Origin of the sequence: Vibrio sp. 10N.286.52.C3 (genome assembly GCF_041468865.1) — a bacterium.
Lineage (GTDB): Bacteria > Pseudomonadota > Gammaproteobacteria > Enterobacterales > Vibrionaceae > Vibrio > Vibrio crassostreae_C.
In genome coordinates this window covers 39,802-63,606 of the sequence record NZ_JBFRJM010000053.1, presented here as the reverse complement: position 1 = coordinate 63,606, position 23,805 = coordinate 39,802, and the positions used below count along the sequence as shown (strand labels likewise).

The 23,805-nt window shown below is 45.7% G+C and carries 21 protein-coding genes; 14 read left to right on the top strand and 7 right to left on the bottom strand.

Going from position 1 to position 23,805, the window contains the following annotated elements; all coding sequences use genetic code 11:
* The first annotated feature begins 40 nt into the window (after positions 1-40).
* Positions 41-688 carry a glutathione S-transferase family protein gene (locus tag AB4138_RS16875; RefSeq protein WP_372073864.1) on the top strand — a complete coding sequence of 216 codons (648 nt, stop codon included), beginning with the start codon at positions 41-43 and terminating at the stop codon, positions 686-688.
* A 143-nt stretch (positions 689-831) separates the two neighbouring features.
* The gene (locus AB4138_RS16870) at positions 832-2,274 is read left to right on the top strand and encodes an N-acylglucosamine 2-epimerase (RefSeq protein WP_372306901.1); all 1,443 of its coding nucleotides are present in this window, start codon (positions 832-834) and stop codon (positions 2,272-2,274) included.
* A gap of 142 nt (positions 2,275-2,416) precedes the next feature.
* Here the strand turns inward: AB4138_RS16870 and AB4138_RS16865 are convergent, their stop codons facing one another.
* From AB4138_RS16865 to AB4138_RS16855, 3 genes are all read right to left on the bottom strand, one after another.
* Entirely contained in the window at positions 2,417-3,862 is a 1,446-nt protein-coding gene (locus AB4138_RS16865) for a sucrose-6-phosphate hydrolase (protein WP_372306898.1), read from the bottom strand.
* Positions 3,859-4,818: an aminoimidazole riboside kinase gene (locus tag AB4138_RS16860; protein WP_017061624.1), complete on the bottom strand. Its 960-nt coding sequence runs from the start codon at positions 4,816-4,818 to the stop codon at positions 3,859-3,861. The genes AB4138_RS16865 and AB4138_RS16860 overlap by 4 nt, the downstream gene beginning before the upstream one ends.
* 195 nt (positions 4,819-5,013) lie before the next feature.
* Entirely contained in the window at positions 5,014-6,453 is a 1,440-nt protein-coding gene (locus AB4138_RS16855; protein ID WP_017064972.1) for a sucrose-specific PTS transporter subunit IIBC, read from the bottom strand.
* Between the two features lie 234 nt (positions 6,454-6,687).
* Here AB4138_RS16855 and AB4138_RS16850 point away from each other — a divergent pair, with 234 nt between their 5' ends.
* Complete coding sequence (locus AB4138_RS16850) at positions 6,688-7,674, top strand: LacI family DNA-binding transcriptional regulator (protein WP_017067468.1); 987 nt, start codon at positions 6,688-6,690, stop codon at positions 7,672-7,674.
* 134 nt (positions 7,675-7,808) lie between these two features.
* Here the strand turns inward: AB4138_RS16850 and AB4138_RS16845 are convergent, their stop codons facing one another.
* From AB4138_RS16845 to AB4138_RS16835, 3 genes are all read right to left on the bottom strand, one after another.
* Positions 7,809-9,182, bottom strand: coding sequence for a carbohydrate porin (locus AB4138_RS16845; protein ID WP_102320859.1), 1,374 nt, complete (start codon positions 9,180-9,182; stop codon positions 7,809-7,811).
* A 470-nt stretch (positions 9,183-9,652) separates the two neighbouring features.
* The gene (locus AB4138_RS16840; protein WP_017054885.1) at positions 9,653-10,060 is read right to left on the bottom strand and encodes a hypothetical protein; all 408 of its coding nucleotides are present in this window, start codon (positions 10,058-10,060) and stop codon (positions 9,653-9,655) included.
* Positions 10,061-10,199: 139 nt separating this feature from the next.
* Positions 10,200-11,531: a ferric reductase-like transmembrane domain-containing protein gene (locus tag AB4138_RS16835; protein WP_017064979.1), complete on the bottom strand. Its 1,332-nt coding sequence runs from the start codon at positions 11,529-11,531 to the stop codon at positions 10,200-10,202.
* Between the two features lie 257 nt (positions 11,532-11,788).
* Between AB4138_RS16835 and AB4138_RS16830 the strand changes: the two genes are divergently transcribed.
* The 5 genes from AB4138_RS16830 (at position 11,789) to AB4138_RS16810 (ending at position 14,445) form a co-directional block, all read left to right on the top strand.
* The gene (locus AB4138_RS16830; RefSeq protein WP_017061618.1) at positions 11,789-12,478 is read left to right on the top strand and encodes a flavin reductase family protein; all 690 of its coding nucleotides are present in this window, start codon (positions 11,789-11,791) and stop codon (positions 12,476-12,478) included.
* A 120-nt stretch (positions 12,479-12,598) separates the two neighbouring features.
* The gene (locus AB4138_RS16825) at positions 12,599-13,390 is read left to right on the top strand and encodes a CLCA_X family protein (RefSeq protein ID WP_372306895.1); all 792 of its coding nucleotides are present in this window, start codon (positions 12,599-12,601) and stop codon (positions 13,388-13,390) included.
* A 186-nt stretch (positions 13,391-13,576) separates the two neighbouring features.
* On the top strand, positions 13,577-13,834 hold the full coding sequence (locus AB4138_RS16820) for a type II toxin-antitoxin system Phd/YefM family antitoxin (protein ID WP_017061616.1): 258 nt from the start codon (positions 13,577-13,579) through the stop codon (positions 13,832-13,834).
* A complete protein-coding gene (locus AB4138_RS16815) occupies positions 13,824-14,090 on the top strand; it encodes a Txe/YoeB family addiction module toxin (RefSeq protein WP_017061615.1) in 267 nt (88 codons plus the stop codon). The genes AB4138_RS16820 and AB4138_RS16815 overlap by 11 nt, the downstream gene beginning before the upstream one ends.
* 31 nt (positions 14,091-14,121) lie before the next feature.
* Positions 14,122-14,445 carry a DUF4144 domain-containing protein gene (locus AB4138_RS16810; RefSeq protein ID WP_108194370.1) on the top strand — a complete coding sequence of 108 codons (324 nt, stop codon included), beginning with the start codon at positions 14,122-14,124 and terminating at the stop codon, positions 14,443-14,445.
* A 105-nt stretch (positions 14,446-14,550) separates the two neighbouring features.
* On the opposite strand, the gene AB4138_RS16805 is transcribed toward AB4138_RS16810, so the two are convergent.
* Positions 14,551-15,879 carry an anaerobic C4-dicarboxylate transporter gene (locus tag AB4138_RS16805; protein ID WP_010432780.1) on the bottom strand — a complete coding sequence of 443 codons (1,329 nt, stop codon included), beginning with the start codon at positions 15,877-15,879 and terminating at the stop codon, positions 14,551-14,553.
* 411 nt (positions 15,880-16,290) lie between these two features.
* Here AB4138_RS16805 and AB4138_RS16800 point away from each other — a divergent pair, with 411 nt between their 5' ends.
* From AB4138_RS16800 to xdhB, 6 genes are all read left to right on the top strand, one after another.
* The gene (locus AB4138_RS16800; RefSeq protein ID WP_017069081.1) at positions 16,291-16,950 is read left to right on the top strand and encodes an HAD family phosphatase; all 660 of its coding nucleotides are present in this window, start codon (positions 16,291-16,293) and stop codon (positions 16,948-16,950) included.
* A gap of 196 nt (positions 16,951-17,146) precedes the next feature.
* Entirely contained in the window at positions 17,147-17,773 is a 627-nt protein-coding gene (locus tag AB4138_RS16795) for an HD domain-containing protein (RefSeq protein ID WP_372112651.1), read from the top strand.
* Positions 17,774-17,836: 63 nt separating this feature from the next.
* Positions 17,837-18,523, top strand: a complete 687-nt coding sequence (locus tag AB4138_RS16790; RefSeq protein ID WP_017067459.1) for a DNA-3-methyladenine glycosylase I — start codon at positions 17,837-17,839, stop codon at positions 18,521-18,523.
* Positions 18,524-18,717: 194 nt separating this feature from the next.
* Positions 18,718-19,452 carry a GntR family transcriptional regulator gene (locus AB4138_RS16785; protein ID WP_017071662.1) on the top strand — a complete coding sequence of 245 codons (735 nt, stop codon included), beginning with the start codon at positions 18,718-18,720 and terminating at the stop codon, positions 19,450-19,452.
* 467 nt (positions 19,453-19,919) lie between these two features.
* Positions 19,920-21,365: a xanthine dehydrogenase small subunit gene (gene xdhA, locus AB4138_RS16780; RefSeq protein WP_372306892.1), complete on the top strand. Its 1,446-nt coding sequence runs from the start codon at positions 19,920-19,922 to the stop codon at positions 21,363-21,365.
* Positions 21,358-23,763 carry a xanthine dehydrogenase molybdopterin binding subunit gene (xdhB, locus tag AB4138_RS16775; RefSeq protein ID WP_372306889.1) on the top strand — a complete coding sequence of 802 codons (2,406 nt, stop codon included), beginning with the start codon at positions 21,358-21,360 and terminating at the stop codon, positions 23,761-23,763. Before xdhA ends, xdhB begins: the two co-directional genes overlap by 8 nt.
* Positions 23,764-23,805: the final 42 nt, after the last annotated feature.

Below are 23,805 nucleotides of genomic sequence, written 5' to 3'. Positions count from 1 at the left end.
TAAGCTCAAAAGCATACTCACCAAACGCAAGGAAGCAACGATGCAGCTTTATATTGGAAACCAGAACTACTCAACTTGGTCACTGCGCGCATGGCTAATATTCGACAACTACAACCTGAGTACAGAAGTCATCAAGCTCAAGCTATTCACCTCTGATTTTTACGACACTCTGGCGAAAGTGACGCCAACGGCCAAGGTTCCAACCCTAGTTGATGGTAATGTTGCGGTGTGGGATTCATTGGCGATTCTCGAATACGTTAACGATGCCTATTTGGACGGTGCAGCGTGGCCTAGCTCAGTGAAAGAACGCGCCCATGCCCGAGCAATTTCCGCCGAGATGCACTCTGGGTTCTTTGCCGTCAGAAATGAAATGCCGATGAACTGCCGCGCACAACGAAAGCTCACACTGAGTGAAGACGCACTGAAAGACATCGCTCGTATTGATGCAATATGGTCTGCACAAATGGAACAATACCCAGAGGGATGGTTATTTGGTGAATGGTCGATTGCCGATGCGATGTTTGCACCCGTCGCATTGCGCGTAGAAACCTATGGAATACAACTTTCCGAAAAGGCATCGCAGTATCAACAACGTGTGCTTAACAGTCCATCAATACAAAAATGGCTGGCAGAGGCAAGCTTAGAAACCGATGTGGTTGAAGAAGATGAGGCGGGCAAGCCAGTATAAAATACAAGACACCCTTCCAAAGCTCACTAGTCTGTGAGCTTTTATCTAAACCTTATTAATTTGGTCGATTGTGATCGCCTAATCACAATGTGCAGATGTGATTGTTTATATTCAAATAAATTCAAATAGTTAAGATAAACATCATGTTACGAGCAACGATCGCATTACTCAGTATTACTAGCTTCGCCGTATCTGCCAACGCCCATCTTCCTTCTGGAGAAGAGTGGCTCAACCATGCGACTGAAGGGCTTGCACCTTATTGGTTAATGCCTAGCGCTCAAGGAGAACCGGTAGGAAACTTCCCTACTTTCCGCTGTGATGACGGTACCTTGCTCGATGTTTCTGATGTGTGCCATGAACTAAACAAAGGCTGGATCACGCCACACTTTGGCAAAGAGTTTACGCGGATGAAGTCACGTCAAACTTATGCCTATGGCGTGCTCTACCACCTTAGTGGCGATAAGCAGGCTTTAGCGCTTGCCAAGCAAGGCGCCTACTACCTCATTGATCAACTAGAAGATAAGAAAAATGGTGGCTTTATTGGCTACACAAAAGAGGGCAAAGTAGGCCAGAATTGGCAGCAGCGTACTTCTCAAGATCAAGCGTATGCATTAGTTGGCCTTGCCATGTATTACTACCTGACTCAAGACAAAAAGGTAGAAGAAGCACTCATCGCACAACAAGCTTTTATCTTTGATAAATATCGACTTAGCGACAACAGCGGTCTTGCTTGGGTACTTGCGGATGGTGAAGATGGCAAAGCCACACAGCGTGAACTGGTCGCGCAACTTGATCAGATTAACGGCTACATGCTGTTAGTCGCTCCCCTGCTAAAAGAGCCCACCAAGACAAGATGGCTTGATGATCTAAGTTGGCTGACACAAACCATGGTCGAGCACTACCACTCTGAAGATGAGCAACGCTTCTACGGGGCCATTCACAGCAAAGCCGCCAAGATGCCGAATGCTAATCACAACGATTTTGGGCACACCATCAAAGCGTATTGGATGACTTACCTTACAGGCCAAACATTGAATAACTCTGAATGGAAAGAGTTTGGCATCAAAGGGATGAAACACACTCTCGTTCATGCGCAATATCAGAAAAATTTCGTGAGTGTATCCCAATATTATGGCGAAGAACTTCAGAAAGCGTGGAAAGGACAAGAGATAACTGGCTGGCAAAGCAGACCAAACACAAATTGGGCTTCATCATGGGAATGGGCGGAGCTTGATCAAGCAGCAATGACGGCTTCACTTGTCGATGATTCAATGAAAGACGTCCTGCAATACACCCTACCCACTTTTCATGATGTATGGGTCGACCATAAATACGGCGGTGTCGGGCTTGAGCCAAAACGCACCAAAGCTTTCCATTGGGGCAACGGTTATCACCAGTTTGAACATGCGCTGATTGGCTATCTATACGCACAGCAAGTTGACGCGAAGCCAGCAGTATTGCATTACGCAAGGCCGACCAACAGCGAGATGCCAATGGAACCGTATTACTATCAAGGCGATGTGGTGGAGCTATTGAATAAAGATGACGGAACCCAGAAGGTCAGTTTCAATAACATTCGACCTTAGCGTTGGTTGTTTGTTCTAAATGGACTTGAGATTCAGGGCTACGGGGAATGGACAAGGTCAAAGAGTTAGCACAATAGTGATGTCGCAGACCAAACAAAAGCCGCTGTTGATCAGCGGCTTTCTTGATGGAGATAAGCGGAGGTTAGTTGTCCAACCCTTTAATTGGGTTCATCGAGTGATAAACGGTGTTCACGTCACCAGTCATCGACAATGAACTCAAGTCATCAATGAAGAAACGGCTGGTCATTGTGTGCTTACCGCCATTGATAAAGATTTCGATTACTGACTTATCAACATAAACCTCGATGGTTTGCTTGGTGCTCAACCTCGGTGCTTTTCTCACTGAGCCAAACTCTTCCGCGTAGAGCTGAGACATCTTACTGCGATCAAGCATGAACTCCTTTTCTGTAGCACTGAACACGATGTTATCACCCGCAACGTTAGCAAGTGTAAACTCAAACTCGTCAGTATCCGTTTCGAGCTCAACCATGAAGCTGGTTGTATCCAATTCAAGAGCATTTTCAACCACCACAGCTTCACCCTGTAGCGCTTTCAATTCAGGTAAAGCAGACTGAACAAGATAGCCATCTTGGATTTGAAGTTCGCGTGGTAACGACAACATGCCCGCCCACTGATACTCATTAGATGGTGTATCAATCTCAGGCAGACCAATCCAAGCAATCAGAATACGGCGGCCTGTATCATCTAAATAAGTCTGTGGTGCATAGAAATCGAAGCCATAATCTGGCTGCGAAATATCTTGGTGGTTTTCCAGTTCTACCGAATCGAGATTTAGGCGGTCACCGACGATATAAGCCACCGAGTAGATATTTTTGAAATCGTATGGATTTTCGCTAGACACACCTTGTGGAGAAAACAGCATCACCGACTGATTCTCTATTTCAAAGAAATCTGGGCATTCCCACATATAGCCAAGGTTGTTGTAACGAGTTTGAATTGGACCTTTGTGCTGCCAATTCATCAGGTCTCGGCTGCAATATAGCGCCATAGAGCCAGTATTTTGAGGCGTTTGAGCACCCACAACCATCAGATAATCGCCGCCCTGTTTCCACACTTTTGGGTCTCGGAAATGTTCGGTGTAGTGATCGTTTTCGATAACCACGCCGTGCTTTTCTATTTTGCCGTCAGCAGACATCTTGGCAAAACATTGAGTTGGCACTCGCAACCAATTTCCATCGCGCTTGTTACCTGTAAAAAACAACAATGCATTGTCGTTTTCAACCAATGCACCACCAGAGTAAACACCGTGAGAGTCGTAATCTTGGTCTGGGTGCAAGCCAATACCGTGGTCTTCGAAATGAACGAAGTCTTTGGTAGAAAGGTGGTACCAGTACTTCATACCATGGACGGGGCCAACTGGCGTCCATTGGTAAAATAGGTGGTGTTCACCATTAAAGAAACACAGACCATTCGGATCATTAAGCAGACCAAACTTAGGCGCAATATGGTAGCTTGGATAGCCAGAGTCTTGTTTGCGAAGCTCTACCATCGCATCAATACTCTCTAGAGAAATATCTTCTATACGGCGATATCTTTGCTCTACTGTCCAGTTCGAGTTCAAACTCATACACTCTCCTCTACGGCATTCGTATTTGAAGAGTCTTTTTGAATAAACTGAGTAAGAGCTTCTTGCGTTGGAAGTGCGGTCATTGCGCCTTTTTGCGTGGTCGCCAGTGCACCACACCCATTCGCCCACTGAATTGCAGAATCGACGACTTGTTGATTGTTCCACTCATCATCTTGAGAAAGCTTTGCAAGCAAACCGCCAACAAAAGCATCGCCTGCACCCGTGGTATCCACTGGCGTCACTGAGCGACCTGAAATCAACACACCTTGGTTTTCAAATACTCGCCAAACGCCTTTCGCGCCCTGCGTAACCAGAACAAGCGTGTTGTTAAGATCTGCAATGTTAGCCAAACCTTGTTCCATCGAAGTTGAATCGGTTAAGAAATCCAGTTCTTCTTCTGAGAATTTAACCACATCAGCCAATTCAACCGCTTTCATGACCACAGACTTAATTTCAGATGGGTTTTGCCACACTTCATCACGAAGGTTTGGATCGAAGCTGATGTAACCGCCCGCGGCTTTCATACGTCGGATCGCTTCGAAGGTACTGCTTCGGCTTGGTTCATTAGCCAAAGAGATCGAGCAGACGTGTAGCCACTCGTTTTTCTTAAATTCGGGAATGTCTTCAACAGACATAAACTGGTCGGCACTTGGCTTAACCATAAACGTAAAGCTACGCTCGCCTTGGTCATCAAGATCGACCACCACGGTTGACGTGCGTTGTTCAGGGTCCTTCACCAAACGCTCGGTATTCACACCTTCCTTTTGCAGAGTCACTTCCATAAAAGTGCCAAACGGATCGTTACCCACTCGGCCAAAAAATGCGCTTTTGCCTAAAAGGCGAGAAATCGCTACCGCGACATTAGCAGGCGCACCGCCCGGACATTTCAATAATGTCGCGTCAGTCTCCGGAATGAGGTCGACGACGGCGTCTCCAGTTACCCAAACTTGATTCATCTTTCTTACCTTAAAACTGAAAATCATGACAACCGAAAGCGATGGCAATCGAAAGCAGTAGCAACCAAAAGCAAGGTGACACTTCACGCTGTCATGTAAAAATATAAAAAGGCTAGCTAAGCCAAATCACCTAGCTAGCACCCCAAAGCTTAGGAAATGAAGTGAAAAGGGGGGCTTCACTTCTAGGGAGAAACGTTAAGCTGTTGCTTTAATGTTTTGCTTGCTGCGCTCGCGCAGACCTAAAACAACGGTCAGAGCAAAGGCAGTCACGAACGCGATAATCATACCTACCACGTAGTAGCCAATCTTTTCTGGTGATATTGAGATGATGCCAGGAATACCCGCCGCACCCAGTGCTTGTGCTTTCACATTGAACATCGTGATAAACGCGCTTGAAATCGCAGCGGCACAAACCGCAGCAATGAATGGATAGCGAAGCTTCAAGTTCACACCGAACATTGCAGGTTCAGTAATACCAAGCAAGCCAGTCACACCAGAAGGAATCGCGATACCTTTCATTTTCTTATCTTTACTCATGAAACCAACCGCCAGTGCCGCTGCACCTTGTGACACGTTAGACATCGCCGCGATAGGGAAGATGAACGTACCGCCAGTCGTTGCGATATCCGCAAGCAGCTGAGTTTCAATAGCAATAAAGCTATGGTGCATACCAGTAATAACAAACGGCGCATAAATCAAACCAAACACCGCACCGCCAATGAAGCCAGCACTGTTGTATAACCAATTTAGGCCGTCACCAAGCAGGAAGCCGATATCACGAGTAAATGGACCAACAATCGTGAATGTTAACAAACCAGTTATGAAAATCGCCAATAGCGGCGTTAGCAAGTTATCCAGAACCGAAGGAATAACTTTACGCAGCCCAAGCTCAACTTTCGCTAGAATAAACGCAGAAACAAGAACGGGTAGTACTGAACCTTGATAGCCTACTTTCTCGATTTCGAAACCTAAAATGTTCCAAACCGGAATGCTGCCCGACACTGATGCGCCACCGAAGCCCCAGCCGTTAAGCAAGTCTGGGTGAACCATCAACATACCTAAAGCCGCGCCAAGGTATGGGTTACCACCAAACTTCTTACTCGCTGAAAATGCTAATAAAATAGGTAAGTACACAAAAGGAGCATTAGCAAATGTATTGATCATGTTTGCTAAGTCGGTCAAACCCGGATTAGCGTCGATTAAAGATTTGCCATCAATGAATAAGCCTTGAGCCGTCAATAGGTTGTAGATACCCATCAACAAACCACCAGCAACAATCGCCGGAATGATTGGCACAAAAATATCAGACAGGCCTTTCACCGCGCGTTGCAGGATATTTTGGTTGTCAGCACCTGCAGACGCCACATCGTTGGTCGACATTTCCGTCATTTCAGTCAGCTTAGCCAACTCAGCATAAACTTGGTTTACGATGCCTGAGCCAAAGATGATCTGATATTGACCTGCCACTTTAAACTGGCCCTTAACCCCTTCTAGGTTATCAATCGCCTGTTCATCAATTTTATCTTGGTCTGCAACCGCAAGACGCAGACGAGTCGCGCAGTGTGCGAGTGCGGTGATATTACTTTTACCACCTAATAGAGAAAGCAGCTCTTTTGCTATTTTTGGATAATTCATTACATACCCCATTGGATTATCATTTGAGCTTTTGAATTTTCGGGAACGTTTGCAAAACAAATTTTTGCCTAGAAATAACAAATGATCAAAGATAACTGCTCAATAGTGTGAGAATGATCTTCAAATTATCTCCCTAGGATAAGAAGACAGGGTTAAAATCCCCTAATAACAGGTAAATTTGATGCTCTGTTTGCAAACAATCCCAAAACTAAAATTACAATTGGATAATGAATAATGGCTAGTCTTCATGATGTCGCTCGTCTCGCTGGAGTTTCCAAGTCGACGGTTTCAAGAGTAATCAATGATGAGTATGGCGTAAAAGACGCGACCAAGGTGAAGGTGCGTAAAGCGGTTGAAGAGTGTGGCTATCTCCCAAACCAAGTCGCTAAAGACTTAAAGTCCCAAAAAACCAACCTGGTTGGCGTGATTGTTCCTAGGGTTTCTTCCCATGCCACCTCTCAGGGTGTCGATGGTTTAACCGCCGTCTTAGAGCAAGCGGGCAAGCATGTATTATTAGCGAGCACACACCAAACACACCATAAAGAACTTGAATATATTCAGATATTTAACCAGAAGCGTGTTGAAGGCATCATCCTGTACGCGACCCACCTCGACAACCAATTAGTCAAAGCGATTCAAAGCTCTGCCGTACCCGTGGTATTGGTTGGTCAAGACGGGTCAATGTTTAACATCCCAAGCATTGTGCACGACGACACTCGCGTAGGGTTTGAAGCGGGTAATCGCCTCATAGCGAAAGCTTGTAAGCATATGGGATTCATCGGTGTGCAAGGTGATGATATTGCGGTTGATAAGATGAGATCGGAAGGCTTCGCTCAATCGCTTCAATTTAACGACCTCACACTGCAATTTCACGCCCGTGGCGACTTCACCATAGAATCAGGTTACCAACTGGCGAAGCAGTATCTCAAGGAGCACACCAAGCTCGACGGCCTATTCTGCGCCACTGACCGTATCGCAATCGGTGCGATCAGAGCAATTCAAGAAGCGGGCCTCGTTCCAGGAAAGGATGTCTTGGTACTCGGCGTGGGTGATGATGAACTTGCTTCAGTATGCACACCAACGCTGTCTACGTTTAACTATGCGTTTGATAAAGCGGGAGAAAATGGAGCCAAGCTGCTACTCGACCGTATTGAGAAAAAAGGCTTTGAAATGAGCAAGATGGTGTTGACCTTCACCACTATTGACCGAGAGTCTTGCTAGCGATTTATTTCAGAGATCAGGTTATCCCAAGATAAAAAATGCCAACCTTCGAGTTGAAACGATAAGGTTGGCATTTGGTGATGCGACTATCACATCATGAGTAACACTCTCTATCTAAACGATATATCAAGCAATTAGAACCAAGTTTCCATCTGCAGTGCAAACAGAACCTCGCCGCCCTCTCCCATCGTTGCAGCATCTGCTTCAGTGCTAATCGAGTAACCATTCAGGTCTTCACTCCAATCCACATAGCTCACAGCGAAACGCAGTTCAGGCCTATCAAAGAAACCAGTGCTAGTTGAAAGCTTCAGTGTTGGTGCAACTGTCGCTTTGTAGAAACCGCCGCTCGCTTGCTCTGTCGAGTTGTCTAAATCCATGTATTGCAATGAACCTTCGTAAACCATCTCAAAGTTCTCTGTGAACTCTTGAGCTAATCGAACGTTTAAAGAAGCCCATGTGAACTCGTCATTCTTCTTCAAACGGTCTTGGCTATGCTCTGCCATTAATGCAGGTGCTAAGCGCCAGTTGTCGCCAATGCGAGTGACACCGTAGCTAAACAGGCGAACGGCTTTCGCGTCATCCAGTAGATCACCATTTGAACCGATGCCTTTTAGCTCTGCACCTAGGCCACTACCCACTAACATACCCGTTTTAGAGAAGCCTTCGCTCAGACCAAAGAAGTTGTCTCCATGGTACGCAAACATTGCGTGTACACCGCTTTCAGCTGCGCCATTTAGGCGGCTATCGTTGTCTGCTGAGGTCATACCGCTCAACATCACTTGCCATTGGCCAATACGGTTATTCATGGTTGCAATGTAGTTTTCTACATCTGTTGACGAGCTATCAATCTCACCAAAATCTCGGCCATAAATAGAGAAATTCGCTTTCCAGTTGTCGCTCATCTGAACGTCATAAACGCCCGCACCAGTACCTGATAAGAAGACAATATCCGAATCGAAAAAGTGAATATCAAAGTTGTCGCGATCGAATCGTTTACCCGCCCAAAACGTTGCTTCAGAAAACGCTTCAGATTCAGAGAACATGCTCAGACGGTTCAGTTCTGAATACACTTGTCGCACATTCAACTGGCTTTCGCTGGCAGTCCACTCGTTATTTGTCTCAGTACTGTCGGCCAACATGATGCGAAACAAAGCACTAGAGCCATCGTCTGCAAATCGCTTATGAATCAAGTTCGCTTCAACGTAATGATCATCTTCAACACCAAGACGTCCAATTGGAGCTCCAATGGCACCCGCCGCTGTCATGTAAGGACCAGTACCTGTCGCGCCGTTTAGGTCGTCGTTGATCAATAACCCAGAGCGAGCATAGCCGTGAAACTCAAACGAAGAAGCCTTTTCATTGGCCTCGGTAGAGACCTGCTCTGTTTGTGCAACCCTTTGTTCTAATTCATTAATACGTTGCTCTAATGCTGCAACGTCTTCACTTGCTAATACCGATGTAGTCATTAGCCCCATTGTTACAGCAACCGCTAAAATGTGTCGTTTCATTCTGATGTTCTCACGTTAATTGCTTTGGATTATTTGCAAACGTTCCCAAAACAATTCGTAAGCACATTTCGGCTTATACTTTTGATGTATAAGCTCTATATCGAAGAAGAAATAGAAATCAGTCGTGTTGATTACTTCACTTTTGTATCTGAGTGGATGATAGATCGATAATTTCGGGAACGTTACCGAAAATGCATAATTCTGATAACTTTGTCACAAGTGAAATTGATTAATGGGCGAAAAATAGTGTATCGCGCACATTAGATATCTCAGAAAAATAGAGAGAAAATCCAGTACGAGAATTAGGAAAGGCGCTAAAAAATGCAACAGGTTGGCTATAAAAATTAAAGCCTGAGAAGCGATTTTTCAGGCTTTAGAAAGGCGTTCATTGATAACAATAGGTCGTTTTTTGAAAAGTGTATGACATTAACTAACGTGACAGTTTATAGAAGAATAAAGCGTTTAAAAGACTACTTTCTCTTACCCTGCTCCACCAACTTTTCATTCCATGCCGTATTGCCGTCACGCTTAGAGACATCGTACTCCGCACAGAACTGAGATATGGTCATATTGTTATCGCCAGTGGCAAGCTTGAGAGCCAACTGAACTTGTTGAAGCTTGCTTTGCAGTCGCAAGATTTGACCAGCATTTGGGCTTTTCTCTTTGGCGTATTTTAAAGCCGCATGCTTACGTTCTGCCGCGCCCGCTCGGCGATCTGCTTCTGATAACAGATACTTGAGTTGAGCAACACTCTTGCCTTTCTTGAAGGCAGGATCAAGCAACTCAACGCATTCATCAAACGATGGATCGATAACGTATGGGTCAACTTTATGAGCTTGTTGGCGCATCCATTCGAGTGCGAGTTTTTCATCTGACATAATTACATCTTTACCAAAGAAACAGCCCTATATGGTATCGCTCAATAGCAAACCGCTGCAATAACAAATTGAGTGACTTTACGCCTTTTTACACTGTGCCGATTGACTAATTTAACAATCACAGCTCCAATAGTTGGCTTTAACGCATCACAAACAGCTCTTCGTGGTAGTGCTTTTCAATATCAAATTGATAGGTGTCTAATTCTTTTTTCAGTGATGTAGAGAACAACTCCGGCCCGCAGAAATACATCTCGTACTCGTTGAGGTCGCCACATTGATTGACAATTCTTCCGGCGTTTAGCCGCGGTGAGTGCAAGGTATCTATCACGGTCAACTTCACACCAACCGCGTGTGCTAGGTGCCACAACTCATCGATTAATTGCTTATCAACACCGCGAGTACAATAAAACAGTTGAATACGAGGATGATCTCGTTCTGTTTTGAGCGCTTCAAGTGTTGCAAAAAACGACGCTATCCCGACACCACCAGCAATCCAAATTTGTGGCTTGCTTAGGTCAAAATAAAGTCGACCATAGGGTCCTTCAACCGTAACCGCATCGCCCGCTTTCACTCGTTCATATAGGCCATTAGTAAAATCACCCAGCTCTTTAATCAAAAAGCGCAACTCTGGATCATCACTGCCAGAAACAATGGTAAACGGATGCGGGTCTTCATTACCGAAACGCAAGTACGCAAACTGCCCAGCTTTGTGACCTTGCCAAGATGCCTCCGGTTTTAACACCAGCTCCATCACTTCAGCTTGTGGAAAATAGCGAGTCGAGATAATCGTCGCTGAGTGACGATTACGACGCCCAACCAAGCCCAACAAACTGTAAATCGCTGCGATAGACCCAGCCAAAGCAAATGCCACAGTTAGATAATAAATAGGTTCTCCCCAATACGCTCGTTTAAGCAGGATTACTGAGTGGAAAGCGATAAACAGGTACGCAACCGACATCAGACGGTGCGACAATTTAAACGGTTTGTACTTCACTGCCGCCCATAGTGACGCCACCAGTAAAATGAGCAACAAGTAGAAGCCCCACTCGCCAATACTCTGAGCAATACCGCGTAATTCATTGACCCATAACTCCCATCCAGTCAAAACAGCTTGCGGCCCTGAACCATCGTGTCGAACAGGCTTATCTAACACACCAGACACCACCAATGACTTAGGTATTTGGTACCACAACCAGTGTGTCACACCCAGTGCAACACCACCGATACCGAGCCATTTATGGACTCGATATGCTTTATCCATACCTTTCAGCCAATTCTCAACCATAGGCAAACGCATCGCCAAGATCATTGTGATGGACATTAACACCAGAGACAAAATACCTGAGTACTGAATCATGGCTGAGCGCCATTCAAAGACATCGCTTGAAGCGAATAATTGCGGTTCCATCGCAAACCAAAAGGCTGACATTGTGGCAATCATTGCCCAAATGATATTGCGGACTGTTTTCATTTGTTAACACTCATAAAGACGACATCATTACTTTAGCTCCTGTGATGTAAAGGGACGTCAACGTACGTAAATCTATGCAAAGGATCTCGTTCATTGTGCTGTAGCAGAGATAAAAGAGACAAACTGCCCACGGCCAATAAGCGCTCTTTGATCGATAAAAGCGGATTCTTCGTACATATAAGTCCGTTAGTGAGCATGCTCGAAGATAACAATAAATGAGAAGAAGAGAAGAAGAGAAGAAGAGAAGAAGAGAAGATATGAAGGACATGACCCTTTCTAAACAAGATATCCAAACAATGGACCCGCGCCACCGCATTCGTTTGGTTAACTCCCTATCTGGATTTAAAAGCGCCAACCTAATTGGTACTTGTGATAAACAGGGGCTTGAAAACCTTGCGATAGTGAGCTCTGTCATTCACCTAGGGTCTGATCCCGCGCTGCTTGGTTTTATTGTTCGCCCAGATAAAAGCCGACGTCATACGCTAGAAAACATCCTAGAAACTAAGTACTTCACCGTTAACAGCATTGGTGCTGACTTTGTTAAAAAGGCCCATCAAACCTCGGCTCGCTACCCTAAACCAGTCTCAGAATTCAACGCGGTCGGCTTAACGGCCTATTATGACGACACATTCCCCGCTCCCTTCGTCTTGGAGAGCAGTTTAAAGATAGGGTTAGCGTTCAAAGAACAGATAACAATCGAAAGCAATCAAACGCAAATGTTGATCGGTGAAGTTATAACGATTCACGCACCCAAACGCGCCGTGATGCCGGATGGCTACCTTGATTTAGAAGCGTTGGATTTGGTCACGGTATCAGGGCTTGATAGCTACCACGTAACTCAAAGACTGCACCGATTAAGCTATGCAAAACCACAACAGCCACTCTTTCCACTCACTCGTGAAGGTAACCCAACTTCATGGGAAGCTTTCGAACTCAATCTAAACTAATTTTGTTCGGCAATTTGCTATCAAAAGTGCTAACGTCCTTTAATTCCAAGAGATGCATCTCACACAGGCGCATCTCACTGAGCACACTATTCATTCTTACGTCTGTTTCCAAGGACCCTTTTGAAGTTAACTCACTTTAAATACAAAACGCGCGAAGGCCCAGACTACCGACATGGCGATCAGGTGTCATTCATGGACATCAAACAAACCTTCGGTATGGGCAGCATTCGTGTGGGTGCTTGGGTGACGAAAGAAGAAAAAGAGTTGGCCGCAAATCTGATATTCGATTCGCTAGCCGACTTGGCTTACATCTTGGCTTTGCCACCAGAAGCGATTGGCCTTCGCGGCACATTAGGCTTAGCGTTCGGCAGTGGCGGCAGAAAAGGCGTACAAGCACACTATGCCCCGAACCAACGAGAATTAGCCCTCGCGAAGAATGCCGGAGCTGGCGCGCTCGCTCACGAGTTTTGGCATGCATTTGACCACTATATCGCTGAGAAAGCGTTTGAAATCGGCGATACCTCTGGCCCTCGCAAGCAGATCCTGTTCGCCAGCGACTGTTGGTTGCACGATAGAACGGTGCGACCTCATCCATTAAACGAAAGTTTGATGTCTCTGTTTGATTCCACACTGCTTAGCGACAATAACTTGGACAAACACGATTACGTGGCACGCAGTGTCATTGCCGACAAGGCAACGTCGGCTCGTTACTTCTCATTGCCAACAGAAATGATGGCTCGTGCCTTTGAAGCTACGATTGAATCCTGCTCAGATATCGAGAATTCTTACTTAGTCGATGGCACGACCAAACCGGATATGTTCCCTCTCTATCCAGATCTCACGCATCGCAAAGAGATTTATCAAGCGCTGCAAGGTTACTTCGTGCCGTTGGGCCGATCTTTAAGTAAATAGCATTTTGAGTCAGTAACACTCTGCAGATTTACAGTGAGTGACATGTACCATAAGTTGATCATGTGTAATCTCTGAGATAACATGTACAACAAGCGAAACATGTATAATAGTTAATTCATGAATGATTAACTATTCTGTGTATATTGAAAGATTAAACATATCCAAAAACAACAGGGTAAATAAGTGATGAATATTGTTTCTTTTACTGAGGCAAGAAATAGCCTTAAGTCTGTGCTCGATAGAGTGGTAGACGATTCTGATGTTACGGTAATAACCAGACGAGATTCAGAAGATGCCGTGGTAATGTCTCTTGACCATTTTAATTCAATGCAAGAAACCTTGTACCTAATGAGCTCGCCTAAAAACGCTGAAAGATTAGCTGAATCCATTGCTCAACTCGAAGCCGGAAATACAACCGTTCGAGAATTGAATAATGACGAATGATCGAAAGATTGTATTTACAGATAATGCTTGGGAAGATTACCTATACTGGCAAACCCAAGACAAGAAAACGCTCAAGAAACTAAATAAGTTGATTGAAGCCGCCAAAAGAACGCCCTTTGAAGGGATTGGAAAGCCGGAGCCACTAGTCGGCAACCTGTCTAGCTTTTGGTCAAGACGAATCGATGACAAGAATCGATTAGTGTATAAAGCAGATGACGATAACTTTTATATAATTGCTTGTCGTCACCACTATTAAAAGCAGTAAGCAGCACATAGAAAGGGCAGCAATGATCAGTTGGCCATCTTTGGTAAAACTCGACGGTGATGATGAGCTTATTTACGTCGCGTCAGAACAAGATTTCCAGGTGGAATGCTCAGATATGATCTTGGGCGAAGATGATTACCTCATCGATTCAGTTGGCGACAGCTACTCGCTACAATCAAACTCAAACCAACTGGGTTTAGCTAAACGAGCTGAGCAGTATTCGGTTGAAAGCGTGACTAAACTGATTCGAAACCACGAGTTCCAGAAAGCTGAAGTGTGCCTGATGAAGATCCACTTCCTAACGATTGAAGAAGCGATTCAGTCTTTGGCTTTTGAGCCACGTTAATAGCTCTCCTAAAAGCTAATAAACGAAACCTGTTAAAACAAAACAGCGCCAATTTAGGCGCTGTTTTTGTTTGTTGTCTTAGCTATCTCAAAGAAAGCTAATACATTAAGCGATAAAAATCTGTGCCAGAGCGTAGCCTAAACAACATGCGCCCACGACACCGATTAAACCCACCGACATGAATGAGTGGTTGAAGTACCACTTACCAATCTTAGTGGTACCAGACACATCGAAGTTAACCGTTGCGATATCTGATGGGTAGTTCGGGATGAAGAAGTAGCCGTAAACCGCTGGCATTAAGCCGATCAACAAGGCTGGGTCTAATCCTAAGCCAAGGCCAACCGGTAGCATCATACGTGCAGTAGCGGCTTGCGAGTTCACCACAACCGATACGATGAATAGCGCTAGCGCAAACGTCCATGGGTAGTTGGTCACCATTTCCACGATGCCAGATTTGAACTGAGGCATTGCGTATTGGAAGTAAGTATCCGACATCCAAGCGATACCGAAGATCGCAATCGCTGCCACCATTCCCGATTTGAATACCACACCGTTTGGCACATCTCGCGGATCAGTTTTGGTTGCCAGCAAGATGATACCGCCGAAACAGAGCATCATCATTTGGATGATCACCGACATCTTGATTGGCTTGTCGCCGTCTACGATAGTTCTGATCTCAGGCACCATCGCCACGATAACAATCACGACAATCGACAATAGGAAAATCAATACCGCATTGCGAGCCGAAGTTGGCAGTACTTCATCCAAAGACGTTGCTGTGGTGCTTTCGATACGCTTTTTCCACTCAGGATCTTTTAGACGCGCTTGGTATTCAGGATCATCGTTCAGCTCTTTACCGCGTTTCAAGCTATACAAAGAAAGTAAGAACGTACCAAACAACGTTGCAGGCACCGTCACCATCAAAATAGAAAGCAGAGTAATAGAATGTTGAATATCAGAAAGCTGCGCGAGGTAATACACCACAGCAGCTGAAATTGGCGAGGCAGTAATAGCCAGTTGAGACGCTACAGACGCCGCCGCCATTGGGCGCTCAGGACGAATCCCGTTCTTCAGTGCGACATCGCCAATGATCGGCATGATGGAGTAAACCGCGTGGCCAGTACCCAATAAGAAAGTCATCGAGTAAGTCACGAACGGAGCTATCAGGGTAACGCGTTTCGGGTTCTTTCTAAGCACCCTTTCCGCCACTTGCAGCATGTATTTCAAACCACCTGCCGCTTCGAGAATCGAAGCACAAGTAACAACGGCGAGGATGATCAGCATCACGGTGACAGGTGGAGACGTTGGTGGCATCTTGAAGACAAACACCTCGATAACCAAACCAATACCAGAAACAACACCTAAGCCAATACCGCCATACCGAGATCCGATATAAAGGACGACTAATAAAAATAGAAACTCAAAATACAACATAAGCAACCCTGCTAAAAATGTGGACTAATGTTATTTTCTCCCTAAGCTCAGCCATTTACTTATTGCTTGGTCACACTATGATTGCAGGCTCCCGGTAATTGTTTTTTATAAGATTATGGTCACGTAAACCGACCTGTAAGTTTATGAAATGTAATAAGAAGCCAGACGCACAAGCTAGATTTGTTATGTGGAATAATCATAATTGTTTCTGTTAGATCTGGATGGCCTATAAAACACAAGGCTCATAACTGAACGATATTATTTCAACCACAATCAATCACATTTAAAGTCATGCAGAAGCATATTGCCGAGCCGATTGGATATATTCTTACTGAACGTTGACTCGCCTATCACTAGACACTATGTCAAAATACCCGCCCTCACGATGACAACACATTAAGAACCACGGATATGAATTTTCAAGCTGCTATTTTTGATATGGATGGGCTGCTGCTCGACACCGAGCGACTTTGTATGCAGGTTTTTGAAGAAGCATGTCACGCGCAAGGTGTTCCGTTTTTGCAAGATGTCTACCTAGGCATCATTGGTTGTAACGCAAAAACCATCGAACAGATTTTTCGAAATGGTTACGGTGAAGGGTTAGATTACCCAGCGCTGAATAATGAATGGCGCACCCGCTACAGTGCAATTGTTAAAAACCAAGCAATCCCAGTAAAAGATGGCGTGATTGAGCTGCTTGAATGGCTAAAATCGAATGACATTCCAATCGCGGTGGCGACCTCCACTCAGCTTGATATCGCAAAGAAGAAGCTTGAGCTGGCTGGCCTAGATTCGTACTTCACCTCATTAAGCACAGGCTGCGAAGTGACTCACGGCAAGCCTCACCCAGAGATCTACTTACTCGCGGCAGAACGCTTAGGTGTTGCACCTGAAACCTGCCTAGCGTTCGAAGATTCGAACAACGGAATTCGCGCTTCTATGGCAGCCAACATGATCAGCTTCCAGATCCCTGATTTAGTAGAGCCATGTGACGAAGTGAAAGCGCTTGGACACACCATCAGCCCTTCTCTGCATGATGTGCTAGCACAGCTTCAACAAGCTGCAGCTTAAGCTCTGACTGCCGTTGATAATGCTTTTATCAACGTAGACAAGCCCCTCTATTAAGCCGACTCACAGAGTCGGTTTTTTTGTTGGTATTCCTTTTATAAAAGATAAAAACTCGCGCTTGAAACTGTTAAAGTCGATGTGAAATAAATGCTAGGTGATCAACAAGATTGCTAACGTCTACATAGGGAGAAAGAGACGCGTGAAGGAAAAGTTTGAAGACCAACTGCTTGATTTTGCACAACGAGAAATGACACAAGATGCAGCACACGACATTAGCCACATTAAGCGCGTAGTCAAAACCGCTAAGGCTTTGTGTGCTCAAGAACAGGCTAAGCTTGAAGTCGTTTTACCCGCCGCTTACCTTCATGATTGTTTCACCTTTCCCAAGAACCACCCAGACAGAGCCAAAAGCTCGCAAATGGCAGCAGACAAGGCGATCTCTTTCCTCAAATCTATCGACTATCCCGCGTCCTATCTTGATGAGATCCATCATGCCATTGTCACGCACAGCTACAGCGCCAACATCACACCTGAAACCTTAGAAGCTCAGATAGTCCAAGATGCCGATCGCCTTGATTCGCTCGGAGCAATTGGCATCGCTCGCTGCTTGTATGTGGGTCAGAGCTTTAATGCCGAGCTGTATAACCACGAAGACCCGTTCGCTGAACATCGTGACTTAGATGACAAGCATTACAGCGTCGACCACTTCTACGTGAAGCTGTTTAAGCTCGCTGAAACCATGAATACAGAATCCGCTAAGTTAGAAGCCAACAAGCGCACCGACTACATGCGTGGCTTTCTCGCTCAATTGGCGACAGAAGCTTAAGCTCCTTTTCATATAGAAATTAGTCCCCATATCATAAAGAATCGCTTTAGTTTGGAACCTCCAATGACCCAAGAAAAATTCGACACTATTTATCAACGTGCTGCTCACCGTAAAGGTGGAGCTGCCGAGCTCGAAAAGATTGTTCGTGCGCCCCTTTCACAAGCTGAGCTATCACAAATCACCGACGATCGTTGGCTAGCCGCCTTTACTGAAAAAGTATTCCAGTGTGGTATTTCATGGAATGTAGTGAGGAAGAAATGGCCGCAATTTGAAGAAGTGTTCTTTGAATTCAATATCGAAAAAATGCTGATGCTGCCGAATGAAATGTGGGAACAAAAAGCGCAAGACCCGCGCATTATTCGCCACCTCACTAAGGTGATGACCATCCCTGCCAATGCCACCATGATCCACAATGCTAAGCGTGAGGCGGATTCCTTCTCACAAATGGTTGCCGACTGGCCATCAGAACGTATCACTGAACTTTGGGATTATCTGAAGAAACACGGCAAGCGATTAGGCGGTAACACTGGTGCCTACACTCTGCGCCAAATGGGTAAAGATACCTTCATCTTGTCATCAGATGTTGAAGCACACCTACGCAGCACAGACGTGGTTGATAGCGGTCGTAACACCAAGCGAGCACAACTGGCAGCGGGTAAAGCCTTCAACGAATGGCAGCAACAGTCAGGTCGTAGCCTGAGCGAAATCAGCCAGATCGTGGCGTACAGCTGCGGCGATAATCGCGTCTAGTTTTAGGGCGAATGACTTAAAGCTCAAGATTGCACACAGTTCCCTGCAAACTAAATGTTATAAGTCATTAACAAATAAGCGTGCATCGCACTTTCATCCAGTGGCATTGTATAGATAAATGTATACAATATAGAGTAATACTCATGAATTATTCTCGGCCAACCCAACTCGACTAAACAAGGGTCCTTATCTCTATGACAGCTCTCAAAAATTCTGTCTCCAAAGGTGTAAAAACAAAAGTAACAGGCCAGACTCAAGACGATGTTGTTTACTGCCATATCTTCGACGCGATACTAGAACAAAGGCTGCCACCAGCCACCAAATTAAGCGAAGAAGCGTTAGCAGAAATCTTTAGCGTTAGCCGCACCATTATCCGCCGTGCCTTACTGCGTCTCTCTTTAGAACAAGTTGTGGTGATCCGTCCTAACCGAGGAGCCGTGATTGCTGCGCCAACGGTTGACGAAGCCAAACAAATCTTTAAAGCACGTGAAGTGATGGAAATTGCTATCACTGAGCTGGCGGTGAAAAACGCAACCAAAGCTCAAATAGAAGAATGCAGAAAATTAGTCGCGAAAGAGAACTGTGCTTTCGACCAAGGCGATTACGGCTCTGGCCTACGTTTGTCTGGTGAGTTCCACATCAAATTGGCTGAAATGGCAGAGAACGCGCCACTGCTGGCTTTCCAACGCAGCTTGGTATCGCAAACTTCACTGCTGATCGCTCAGTACGAAACGGGCAACCACTCGAACTGTTCTCTAGACGAACACTCAGGCTTACTGGATGCGATAGAGTCAGGCAATGAACAACAAGCCGTCGAGTTGATGCAAGAACACCTAAGCCATATTCGTTCGAAGCTCAACCTAGACAGCAGCACAGCTTCTAGTGATCTGCATGTCGTGTTCTCAGATCTGCTTAAGAGTAAGTCATAGACGATTCAACAAACGATTGATAACCATCTGTTAACAACTTTTTGTTAACAGCTTTTTATTAACAATACAGGAGAGAAGTAAGCCCCTGCGTTTGCTTCTCTTTTTTATGCCCTCTCACCTAAAAATAAAGACGACGATCGGCTCACATCCATCTAAAACACTGTCTATTCTAGCCTCAACAACGATCTTAGCCTCTACAGAATCACTCCCAACAGTGCCATAAATCTTGTCTTTATCTTGTATACATAGCTATCCATTCATTCACACCATAAAACTGTTCAATCTCAATCCAAACCCTTATAAAACAGACGACTATGACCAAAATTAAATTGTATACAATTCACGACAAGCCATCTTTGTTGCATTTTTGTAAATAAATAGTTGACCGCAGGGTCAGGATGGATAATTATTGACCTAGAAGTCAAAAAGAATACACATGGAAATATGTCGATTTACAAGGAGGTCTCTTGATTACTTTTTTGCTCAATCAGGAAATAAGACGCGAAGATAATCTGTCGCCAAATATGACAGTGCTCAACTACCTTCGTACCAAGATAAATAAGACGGGTACAAAAGAAGGTTGTGGGTCGGGCGACTGTGGCGCATGTACGGTAGTTCTGGGTGAAGTGGTTGATGGACAACTGCAATACCGCTCGGTGAACTCTTGCCTTACGTTCGTTTCAGCGCTGCATGGCAAGCAACTGATCACAGTAGAAGATCTGCAAAATCGAGATCGCTCATTGCACCCAGTGCAAAAAGCGGTGGTTGATTTTCACGGTTCACAGTGTGGTTACTGCACGCCGGGCTTCATCATGTCGATGTTTGCGCTAGGCAAAAACAAACCCGATGCGAGCAAAGAAGACGTCATGGAATCACTGGCGGGTAACCTATGTCGTTGTACAGGCTACCGACCAATTGTTGATGCTGCGATGTCACTTTCAACAGACCAACCTTTGATCGACCAATTTGCTGAACTTGAACGCAACACCATCAAGAAGCTAGAAAGCATTCAAGACACTGAGGCCAACTTACGCCTTGGTCACCTCACCGCTTTTTCCCCAAAAAGCACCGATGAGTTGGCCAAGCTTTTTCAAGCCCACCCGAACGCTAAGCTGGTTGCTGGCGGTACGGATTTAGCGCTGGAAGTGACGCAATTCCATCGTGAGATTGAAACACTGATCAGCGTGAACCTTGTTGAAGACATGAAGGTATGTGAAGAGACCGACACCGATCTAATCATTGGTGCCAACCTGCCTATCAGTGATTCTTACTCACTATTGAAAAAACACTACCCAGATTTTGGTGAACTGCTGCATCGCTTTGCTTCACTGCAAGTGCGTAACCAAGGCACCATCGGCGGTAATGTAGCGAATGCTTCGCCTATCGGTGACACCCCTCCTTTGCTGATTGCCCTTAACGCAAAGATCAAACTTCGTTGCGGTGACGAGTCACGCACCATGCCGATTGAAGATTACTTCATCAGCTACAAAGTGACGGCGCAAAAAGAGAGTGAGTTCATTGAACAGATCATCATTCCTAAGCCAACTAACGACAGCTTCCGAGCTTACAAACTGTCTAAACGTTTAGACGACGACATCTCTGCGGTGTGTGGTGCGTTTGATATTCAAATCGAAGACGGCAAGGTTTCTTACGCTCGTATCGCTTTCGGCGGTATGGCTGCAACACCTAAGCGCGCGGCGCGTTGTGAAAATACGTTATTAGGCAAACCATGGACAGACGCTAATATTAAGTTAGCGATGCAGAAACTGTATAACGACTTTGAGCCGCTATCTGATTTCCGTGCCAGCCAAGAATACCGTTCATTGTCGGCAGCCAATATGTTGCGTCGTTACTTCATTGAACAGCAGAACAAAAACAACCAAATCGAAACAAGGGTAACGTCTTATGTCTAAATCAAATTCCTCTGTTCACAAGAGCAATGCGATGACCCACGAAGAGATGGTTACCATTGCAAAACAAGACCTAAAAACTGGCGTAGGTAAAAGCGTAAAACACGACAGTGCAGCCAAGCAAGTCACGGGCGAAGCGGTATACATTGACGACCGCCTAGAGTTCCCAAATCAGCTGCACGTCTACGCACGCCTGAGCACTCAAGCACACGCGAACATTACCAATATAGATTTATCACCGTGTTACGAATTTGAAGGCGTGGCGATTGCCATTCAAGCCAAAGACGTACCAGGTGAATTGGACATTGGTGCAATCCTACCGGGCGACCCACTGCTTGCCGATGGCAAAGTAGAATACTACGGCCAACCTGTGATTGCTGTGGCAGCTAACGATCTAGAAACCGCACGCAAAGCCGCGCACGCAGCCGTTATTGAATACGAAGAGCTACCAGCCATTCTTGATGTGAAAGAAGCGCTGGCAAAAGAGCACTTCGTAACAGAAAGCCACACTCAACAGCGTGGTGACTCAAAAGCAGCACTGAAAAAAGCGAAACACGTGATCTCTGGTGACCTAGAGATCGGTGGCCAAGAGCACTTCTATCTAGAAACTCAAATCAGTAGTGTAATGCCAACCGAAGACGGCGGCATGATCGTCTACACCTCGACACAGAACCCGACCGAAGTTCAAAAGCTGGTTGTGGAAGTGATTGGCGTGCCGATGCACAAAGTCGTGATTGATATGCGTCGTATGGGTGGTGGTTTCGGTGGTAAAGAGACTCAAGCAGCCTCTCCAGCGTGTATGGCCGCGGTTATTGCCCACCTTACAGGCCGACCTACAAAAATGCGTTTGCTACGCAGTGAAGACATGCAGCAAACCGGTAAACGCCACCCATTCTACAATCAATATACGGTCGGTTTTGACGACAATGGTGTGATTCAAGGTGCCCATATTACCGTTTCAGGTAACTGTGGTTACTCGCCAGACTTATCAAGTTCTATCGTCGACCGAGCGATGTTCCACTCAGACAACGCTTATTACTTAGGCGATGCAACTGTGGTTGGTCACCGATGCAAAACCAACACCGCATCGAACACTGCATACCGTGGCTTTGGTGGCCCGCAAGGCATGATGACCATCGAACACATCATGGACGAGATTGCGCGTTACCTGAAAAAAGATCCTTTGGAAGTACGTAAGGCGAACTACTACGGCGAAGAAGGCCGTAACGTGACCCATTACTACCAAACCGTTGAAGACAACTTTTTACCTGAGATAACCGAACAGCTTGAACGCAGCAGTGACTATCACGCACGTCGTAAAGACATTGCCGAGTTCAACAAGCAAAGCCCTATCTTGAAGAAAGGCCTTGCTATCACACCCGTGAAATTCGGTATCTCGTTTACTGCGACTTTCTTGAACCAAGCAGGTGCGCTCATCCATATCTACACCGATGGCAGTATTCATTTGAATCACGGTGGTACGGAAATGGGGCAAGGCTTGAACATCAAAGTGGCACAAATCGTTGCACAGGAGTTCCAAGTCGATGTCGAACGTATCCAGATCACCGCTACAAACACAGACAAAGTTCCGAACACATCACCAACCGCAGCCTCATCGGGCACCGACCTCAACGGTAAGGCCGCGCAAAACGCCGCAATGACCATTAAGCAGCGCCTGATCGACTTCGCTTCTTCGCACTTCAAAGTGTGGCCTGAAGAGGTGGTATTTAAGAACGGCATGGTGCAGATCCGCGATGAGATCATGACCTTCAACTCATTTGTTGAACTGGCTTGGTTTAACCAAATCTCGCTATCGAGCACTGGTTTCTACCGCACTCCGAAGATCTATTACGATCATGAGAAAGCACGCGGTCGCCCGTTCTACTACTACGCGTATGGTGCCTCTTGTTCAGAGGTTATCGTCGATACCCTAACCGGTGAAAACAAGATTCTACGTGTCGATATTTTGCATGACGTGGGCGCTTCATTGAACCCAGCAATTGATATCGGCCAAGTCGAAGGTGGCTTTGTGCAAGGTGTCGGTTGGTTAACGACGGAAGAGTTGGTTTGGAACCAGCAAGGCCGCTTGATGACTAATGGCCCTGCGAGTTACAAGATCCCTGCGGTTGCTGATATGCCAATTGATTTCAGAACGCACCTTTTAGAAAACCGTAACAACCCAGAAGACACCGTCTTCAACTCGAAAGCCGTGGGTGAACCGCCTTTCATGTTGGGTATGTCAGTATGGAGCGCACTGAAAGACGCCATTAGCTATGTCGCCGTCGATGGCGCGATTCCTAAGCTCAACACACCTGCAACGCCAGAACGTATTCTGATGGCGATTCAGGAAGTCACTGAAACGGCTCCGACTTCGGTCGATGCTCAATCAGAAACGGCTTAATAAGGCTCATGATAGCTTAGGAAGCATAGAAGGGATTTAGGA